Source organism: uncultured Henriciella sp. (assembly GCF_964005855.1).
GTDB lineage: Bacteria > Pseudomonadota > Alphaproteobacteria > Caulobacterales > Hyphomonadaceae > Henriciella.
The window spans coordinates 135,475-143,124 of sequence record NZ_CAXFSW010000005.1 but is presented as its reverse complement, the minus strand read 5'-3'; the positions used below and the strand labels follow the sequence as shown (position 1 = coordinate 143,124).

Annotated in this window: 9 protein-coding genes; 6 read left to right on the top strand and 3 right to left on the bottom strand. The window is 63.3% G+C overall.

Going from position 1 to position 7,650, the window contains the following annotated elements; translation table 11 throughout:
* From ABNU55_RS09255 to ABNU55_RS09230, 6 genes are all read left to right on the top strand, one after another.
* On the top strand, positions 1–1,316 hold a 1,316-nt coding region (locus tag ABNU55_RS09255; protein ID WP_348764316.1), incomplete at its 5' end, for a methylmalonyl-CoA mutase family protein.
* A gap of 20 nt (positions 1,317–1,336) precedes the next feature.
* Positions 1,337–2,341 (top strand): endonuclease/exonuclease/phosphatase family protein, encoded by a 1,005-nt coding sequence (locus tag ABNU55_RS09250; RefSeq protein WP_290752302.1) that lies wholly within the window; start codon positions 1,337–1,339, stop codon positions 2,339–2,341.
* A 73-nt stretch (positions 2,342–2,414) separates the two neighbouring features.
* On the top strand, positions 2,415–2,804 hold the full coding sequence (locus tag ABNU55_RS09245; RefSeq protein ID WP_290752299.1) for a metallopeptidase family protein: 390 nt from the start codon (positions 2,415–2,417) through the stop codon (positions 2,802–2,804).
* A 215-nt stretch (positions 2,805–3,019) separates the two neighbouring features.
* Entirely contained in the window at positions 3,020–4,057 is a 1,038-nt protein-coding gene (locus tag ABNU55_RS09240; RefSeq protein ID WP_290752297.1) for a sensor histidine kinase, read from the top strand.
* A 117-nt stretch (positions 4,058–4,174) separates the two neighbouring features.
* Complete coding sequence (locus ABNU55_RS09235; RefSeq protein ID WP_290752295.1) at positions 4,175–5,608, top strand: amidase; 1,434 nt, start codon at positions 4,175–4,177, stop codon at positions 5,606–5,608.
* Positions 5,609–5,614: 6 nt separating this feature from the next.
* Positions 5,615–6,010: a GFA family protein gene (locus ABNU55_RS09230; protein ID WP_290752293.1), complete on the top strand. Its 396-nt coding sequence runs from the start codon at positions 5,615–5,617 to the stop codon at positions 6,008–6,010.
* Here the strand turns inward: ABNU55_RS09230 and ABNU55_RS09225 are convergent.
* From ABNU55_RS09225 to ABNU55_RS09215, 3 genes are read right to left on the bottom strand one after another with little or no spacing between them, the layout of a single operon-like run.
* The gene (locus ABNU55_RS09225) at positions 6,007–6,552 is read right to left on the bottom strand and encodes a periplasmic heavy metal sensor (protein WP_290752291.1); all 546 of its coding nucleotides are present in this window, start codon (positions 6,550–6,552) and stop codon (positions 6,007–6,009) included. The two genes, ABNU55_RS09230 and ABNU55_RS09225, sit on opposite strands and share 4 nt — an antisense overlap.
* Positions 6,545–7,027, bottom strand: a complete 483-nt coding sequence (locus ABNU55_RS09220; protein ID WP_290752289.1) for a hypothetical protein — start codon at positions 7,025–7,027, stop codon at positions 6,545–6,547. Before ABNU55_RS09220 ends, ABNU55_RS09225 begins: the two co-directional genes overlap by 8 nt.
* Positions 7,024–7,644, bottom strand: coding sequence for a sigma-70 family RNA polymerase sigma factor (locus ABNU55_RS09215; RefSeq protein ID WP_348764315.1), 621 nt, complete (start codon positions 7,642–7,644; stop codon positions 7,024–7,026). The genes ABNU55_RS09220 and ABNU55_RS09215 overlap by 4 nt, the downstream gene beginning before the upstream one ends.
* Positions 7,645–7,650: the final 6 nt, after the last annotated feature.

Sequence of the window (7,650 nt, the reverse complement as noted above, 5' to 3'; positions counted from 1 at the left end):
GCATGAACACCTTCATGGAAGTCGCCAAGATGCGCGCCGCGCGCCTGCTCTGGGCCAAGCTGGTGAAGGAGAACTTCAATCCGAAGAACCCCAAATCGCTGAGCCTACGCACACACAGCCAGACCTCCGGCTGGTCGCTGACGGCGCAGGACGTCTACAACAATGTGATCCGCACCTGTCTCGAAGCCATCGCGGCCGTTGGCGGGCAGACCCAGTCGCTGCACACCAACAGCTTCGATGAGGCGCTCGCCCTGCCGACCGATTTCTCGGCCCGCATTTCGCGCAACACGCAGCTTTTCCTGCAGCAGGAAGGCGGCGCCTGCCAGACCATCGACCCGTGGGGCGGCTCCTACTATGTCGAACGTCTGACGCATGACCTTGCTGCCAAGGCCCTCACCCACATCGAGGAAGTCGAGAAGCTGGGCGGCATGCGCAAGGCCATCGAGGAAGGCGTGCCAAAGCTGCGGATCGAGGAAGCCGCCGCCAATACGCAGGCCCGCATCGACAGCGGCAAGCAGACCGTGGTCGGCGTCAACAAGTTCCAGCTCGATCAGGACGAGGACGTGCCGGTCCTAAAAGTGGACAATGCCACCGTGCGCCGCATGCAGCTCGACAAGCTCAAACGCCTGAAAGCGGACCGCGATCAGGCTGAAGTCGACGCGAAGCTGGATGCGATTGCGCTGGCGGCCGAAAACGGCAAGGGCAACCTTCTGGCGCTCGCCGTTGAGGCGGCCGCCGCCAAGGCGACAGTGGGCGAAATCTCGGAAGCCGTCGAGCGCAGCCAGGGGCGTCACCAGGCGGTCATCCGCTCAATCAAGGGCGTCTATGGCGGCTCCATCGGCAAGGACGACAAGGCCGAAGAAGCGCGCCAGCTGGCCGAGGCATTTACCTCAAAGAAAGGCCGCAAGCCCCGGATATATATCGCGAAAATGGGTCAGGACGGGCATGACCGCGGCCAGAAGGTCGTCGCCTCTGCGCTGATGGACCTTGGCTGGGATGTCGAAATCGGCCCGCTCTTCCAGACCCCGGAAGAAGCGGCCCGCGACGCCCGCGCGGCCAATGTGGATATCGTGGCGGCGTCTTCGCTGGCGGCCGGCCACCTGACGCTCATCCCGGAACTCAAGCGCGCGCTCGGTAATGAAGGGACGGCCACCACGCAGATCATCGCTGGCGGCGTGATCCCGCCCGGCGACTATGACGCCCTGCGCGCGGCCGGCGCATCAGCCATCTTCCCGCCCGGCACCGTCATCGCGGATGCCGCGCGCGCCATGCTGGAATCGCTTGAAGACGACCCGGTGAACACGGCGGCCGAATAGGGCTGGACGGAACAGACGGGATGAAAGCTCTGGCCACACATCTGTCTAGCCTGGTGGTGGCCGGTGCCGCCGCCTGTCTCGTCCCTGTGCTCAGCGCCTGGCTGTCGGACCTGCACTGGACGTTCGATATGGCGGGCCAGTTCCTGCTGCCGGCCCTCTGGGGCCTTATGGCAGGGGCGGTTCTGCTCATTGTCCTGCTTCCTTTCAGCAAGACGCGTTTCCTGAACCTCGCTGCCGCCAATGTGGCCGTCATCGTCGCCGCGCTGGGCTGGTACGGGATCTGGCCAAATTCCGCAGGTGAACAAACGCCCGGCGCGATCAAGGTGTACCAGCACAATATCTGGGCCAAGAACCCCAATCCGGACCGGGCGGTTCAAGGCGCGCTCGCAAGCGGCGCGGACATCGCGGTCTTCGTGGAGGCCTTCGATGAGATCTTGCGCGTGTCGAACAAGTCGCTGGACGAGCGCTGGCCCTATAATTCCGGCCGGCTGCCAAATGGCCAGAATGCCGGCTGGCTGAAACTCTATTCGCGTTTCGAGATCATCAGTGTGGACGCGCAATTGCCCGATAATACACCTTCCATGCTGGAGGCGCGTCTTCGTCTACCGGAGGGCGAGCTGACGGTTCTTGTCGTCCACTTCACGCGGCCCTGGCCGTTCGACACACCGCATGCACAGCTGAGACAGCTTGCTGGCCTCGCCAGAAAGGTGAGCACGATCGACGGGCCTCTCATCATGCTGGGCGATGTGAATTCTGCCGCCTGGGGGCGGATTGCAGAGCCGCTGGAGAGGGATCTCGGCTTTCAGATGGTCAGCGACCCCCGCGCCGGGACCTGGCCGGCCCGCTTTCCTCCGAAATATCAGCTTCCAAGCGTCAGCTGGCCACCGGCGCTCGCCATACCGATAGACCTTGCCTTCTGCAGGGGCGACATTGTTTGTGGCGATCACAAGGTCGGCGGCCATTTCGGCTCCGACCACCGCTCAGCGACCTTTACCGCATCGCTCAAGACAGAAGGCAGCGACTGAGGCCGGCGGCCTTTTGAAAGCGCCAGGCGAAGCCCCATATCCACTGGCCATGCCGTGTAAGGGGCTAATTGCGATGCTGACACAACCCGATCTCGACACGTTTCAGGACATGACCGAAGCGGCCTGGCAGCGTCTGCCTGAGGCCTTCCGCAAGGCGGCCGGGCGGATCGCGATCCATGTCCGCGATTTTGCCGAGCCTGAAGTTCTGGCGGAGCTCGGCATCCAGGATGCGTGGCAGCTGACGGGGCTCTATCAGGGCATTCCGCTCATCCATGACAGCATTTCCTTCCCGAGCCCGGAAAGCCCGCGCATCTTCCTCTATCGAAAGCCGCTTCTGGCAGAGCTTCAGACGCGCCCGGACGTGACGCTGGACCAACTGATCGAGCATGTCGTGATCCACGAACTCGGCCATCATTTCGGGTGGTCTGACGAAGAAATGCACCGGCTTCTGGATGAGGACTAGGTCAGGCGTCGTGATACGTCTCTGACAGAATCCCGGCAGAATAGGCCTACAAATCAAGAATGTGCGCGGCCTTCTACCCAAGAAGCGAACGCGGTGTTAGACACTCGCAAAAATCGGGTTACAGGCAATCAAGGCACCCACAGGTAGCCCCGCAACATTGATGAGACGCGCCGGCAGCGCCGGTTTCCATACACTTCAAGGACGCAAGGCAACCGGTGACGACCCCTACTTCAACGACCCGCGCCGGAAGCCGGATTGGCGAATATGACCTGCCAGCCCGCTTTGCCTCCTACCTTCCGCCTCTTGCCACAATGGTCCTCTTTGGCCTGTTCTGGGTCGTTGTCGTCATCCTTGTGCGGCTGGTGCTCAGCTTCAGCATTGGCGGCGCGGGGCCCTATTCGCTGATCTATCCGGCGATCCTGATTTCGACCCTGTTTGGCCGCTGGCAGGCCGGGCTCATCTGCTTTGTGCTCTCATTTCTCTACTCCTGGTATTACATCCTGCCCTATCCCGGCTCGTTCGAGTTTGAGCTCGCGCAGGATGCACCGCGGACCCTCGTCAATGGCAGCGCCGCGCTGGTCATCGTGATCTTCGCCGAAACCTTCCGGCGCGCCGTGCAGCGTGCGGTGGCCGAACGCGACATCGAACTTGCCGCGCGTGAGCTTCTCCTCAAGGAACTCGACCATCGCACCAAGAACAATTTCGCCATGGTCGCCAGCCTGCTCGACATGCAGCGGCGCCAGCAGGTGAGCGAGGAGGCGCAAGGCGTGCTGACCATCGCTGCGGCGCGGGTGCAGAGCTTTGCGGCGCTCCACACCTCGCTCTATACGGGTCGCGCCTTCATCGAGGAAGTCTCGATGTGCCACTATCTGACCTCCCTCCAGGACGACCTTCAGTCTGCCCTGTTCGAAGATGAGCGGATAAAGATCACCCTCGACTGCCAGGAACTCATGATGCCGCGCGACCGTGCGCTCGCCATCGGTCTGGTCATGAACGAGATCGTGACGAATGCCGCCAAACACGCCTTCTCGAATGCCGACACTGGCCTGATCGCGATAGACTTTGCCGCCACCTCAGAGGATGAGTGGACGCTGACGATTACCGATGACGGCCAGGGCATGGCTGAAAGCACCGGAGATACCGGCTCAGGCCTCGGCTCCCGCCTGATCGAGGCGTTCACCAGAAAGGCCGGTGCCCGGCTGAACGTTGAGCGTCTGGAACGCGGCACGCGATTTACCCTCACCGCCGAATAGGCCCGTTACAGCGTCCCCGGCCTCAGGATTTCTTCCTCTTTCTGGCAAGTCTGCGCTTTTCCTTCACGTCTTCAGCGTCCATTCTGGCACCAGAAAAGAGCGCAAGGAGGAATGTCCATGAAGGATCTTGGAGACAAGGACGCAACTGAACTGGCATCCATGGTGCGCAGGAAAGAGGTCTCGCCGGGCGAGCTGCTTGACCTCGCGCTGGAAAGCGCCTCGGCGGCGCAGGAGAAGGTCAATTGCTTCTCGAATATCTTTGAGGACGCCGCCCGCAAACAGATCGACGCGGGCCTGCCGGACGGGCCATTTTCCGGCGTCCCATTCGCGGTAAAGGACCTTGGGGCCCGGGTGAAAGGCCTGCCCATTACGAGTGGCTCGCGCGCCTTCAGAGACACAGTATCGGATATGGATGCAACTCTGGTCGAGCGCCAGAAGAAGGCCGGCCTCGTCATTTTCGGCCAGACGACGAGCCCGGAATTCGGCCTGACCACCTCCACCGAAAGCGCCCTCTATGGCAAGACGCGCAACCCCTGGAACACTGAGCATACCTCTGGTGGCTCGTCCGGCGGGGCGTCGGCCTGTGTGGCGTCCGGCGTCATTCCCATGGCGCATGCCAGCGATGGCGGGGGCTCGATCCGTATCCCGGCGGCCTGCACCGGCCTTGTCGGCCTCAAACCCTCACGCGGGCGTGTCCCCATGGGCCCACCGATTTCAGAGAACTGGTTCGGCCTGTCCACCAATCACTGTGTGGCGCGCTCGGTGCGCGACAGCGCGACCCTGCTGGACGTCACACACGGACAGGAGCCGGGCGCTCGCTATATCGCGCCGCCGCCGGAGGGCAGCTTCCTGGACGCGGTGGGCCGCGAACCCGGCGCGCTCAAGATCGCCGTCTGGAGCACCGCCCCGAATGGCGTGAAACCGGACAGGGATGCGCAGGCGGGCCTTGATGCGACGGTCAAGCTGCTCAGTGCGCTTGGCCATCATGTCGAGGAGGCAGGCCCCACCCTCAATGGCGAAGCGCTCGGCAAGGGCATGATGGTGATGGTCTCCTCCTTCATGGCCGCCGTGGCGGATGAACGCGAAGCGTATTTTGGCCGCAAGATCACCGAAGAGGATTTCGAGCCGGTCTCGCTGCGCTTCATAGAGCTTGGCCGCCAGATCCCGATGTCGGAAGTGGTGAAGACCAATAATGCGTTCTGCGAAGCGGCCTGGCAGATGGAGCGATTCATGGATGAAGGCGGCTATGACCTCATCCTCGCGCCGACCCTTTCGCGTGCCCCCGTCAAGCTCGGCGTGCTCAGCCTCGATCCGCCGGACTTCGACCAGTATGGGGTTGATATCTCAAGCTTTGCGGCCTGGTGCCCGGTGTTTAACCAGACCGGCTGGCCGGCCATCTCATTGCCGCTGCACTGGACCGATGACGGCCTGCCGCTGGGCATGATGTTCGGTGCGCGGCTCGGTAAGGAAGAGCTGCTCTATTCCATCGCGGGCCAGATCGAGCAGGCCGCGCCCTGGGCAGATAGACGCCCGCCCATCTGGTTTGGATAAGGTCTCATGACGACACTCACGCCGCATCAGGGCGGCTGCCATTGCCGCGCTGTCCGCTTCGAAGTGGACCTTCCTTCACATGTCGAGGTCGAGGACTGCAACTGCTCGATCTGCGCGATGAGCGGCAATGACCACATCATCGTTCCGGCGAGCCGCTTCCGGCTTTTGCAGGGCGAGAGTGCACTCACCGAGTACCGGTTCAATACCGGGGCCGCGCGCCACCTCTTCTGCAGCACCTGCGGGGTGAAGAGCTTCTATGTGCCGCGCTCCAACCCGGACGGTTACGCCGTGACGTGGAGGTGTCTCGACGACTGGCAGGAGATGGATGCTGCCGTGACAAGGTTCGACGGGCAGAACTGGGAAGACAACGCTGCGCGGCTGGCGCACAAATCGAAAGACTAGCGCGGCGGTGGCGGCCCGCGCCGCGCCTCTCCCTCCTCCCGCCGCATCCGGTCGCCGCGTCGCTCTTCCCAGCGTTCGGCGCGGCGTGCCTCAACCTCTTCGAGCCAGTCGACGAGCTCGCCGCGCTGTTCGTCGCTCAGCGCTGCAATCTGGTCGGCGAGCACGGTCTGGAAGGTCTCATTGAGCGCAGAGTCGGCGGTCCGCATGTCGAGAAAGGCCTGATCGACCGCCGCACGCTCGAAGGGGGTCGCTTTCAGCGCAGCGATCAGGTCATCGCGGGCCGAGCGCTTTTCGTGCCATTGACCACGGGCCGAGCGAAAGGCGTTACGGAAAGCGGCGCGGAGCTCGGCGCGGTCCTCATCGGGGACGATGGACTGGATACCGCGCGCGATCATGTGCTCAGCCCCGCCGCGCGGCCCGCGCCGCTCGCGGTCTCTTTCGCCAAGCTGGCCACCAAGCAGGAAACCGATCAGGAGGGCGTTCGCGACCAGCGAGAGTATAAGCGCGATAGCCGTGCCGGAGAGGCGTTTGCGATCATTCATCCAGCATTTCCTCTTCCAGATAGGTGTCGAACTGATCATAGCCGAGGGCGCCATAGACCACGTTCTCAGCCTCCGTCTCATAGGCGGGCGGCAGACTGGAGGCAGAGGCGGTATAGCCCGCAAACAGCCCCATGCCGAGGCTGGCAAGCGCCGCCCCAGCAGGCCAGCGCCGTCCATTCGGCGTCAGTACACGCCCGATGCGCGCGGCAAGACCGGAATGGCGCTGTGAAGCGGGGCGCGGTGCGCTTGCCAGTATGCGTTCAGCCAGCAAGGGGCCCGGCTCTGGCGCCATGTCAGCATCGAACAGGCTGTCGAGCGCGCGCGCCGCAGCGAGGGCGGCTTCAAAACGGGCCGGATGGGCGGCGAGATGCGCCTCGGCGGCCTCGCGTTCATCTTCAGGCCAGCTCATGCTGGAAGCGCCATAGGCCTCTATCAGCTCCAGCACCCTTTCGTCTGTAGTGTCCATCCTGCTCATTCTTGCTGTCCTTCCGACAAGGCCTGCCGGAGCGTTCTTCGCGCTCTTGATAACAGGCTTTCAAGCGCCTCAACACTGACCTGCATCGCTGCAGCCGCGTCCTTGTTGCCCAGCCCCTCAAAGGCGCAGAGGGTGAGGGCTTCCTTCTGTCTCTCCGGCAGGCCATCGATCAGGGCCTGAATTCTCGTACCGGCCTGTTTCTGGTGAAGCGCCTGATCGGGCGGCAAATCTGCCGCTTCCCGCTCTGGCAGCGTCTCCATGAGGACCGGCGCTTTCTTTTTCATCCTGTCGCGGCAGAGATTGATCGCCACCGTGCAGGCCCAGGTCGAGAACTTCGCGCGCGCTTCCCAGTCCGGAAGCATTTTCCACGCGCGCAGGAAGGTCTCCTGCGTCACATCTTCGGCCTCCTGCCGGTCACCCAGCATGCGGAAGGCCACCCGCCAGACCACCGGCATGTGGCGATTGACCAGCGCGGACTGGGCCATCCGGTCTCCGGCGGCTGCCCTCGCGATCTGCTCTGATTCCGAAAGGTCTGACACGCAGGAAGCATAGCGGCGGCCCCGCGACATGCGAGGGAGGAAATCGCCCTGCCCAGCCGGGGCCGCCGCTTCGCTCATACCGGA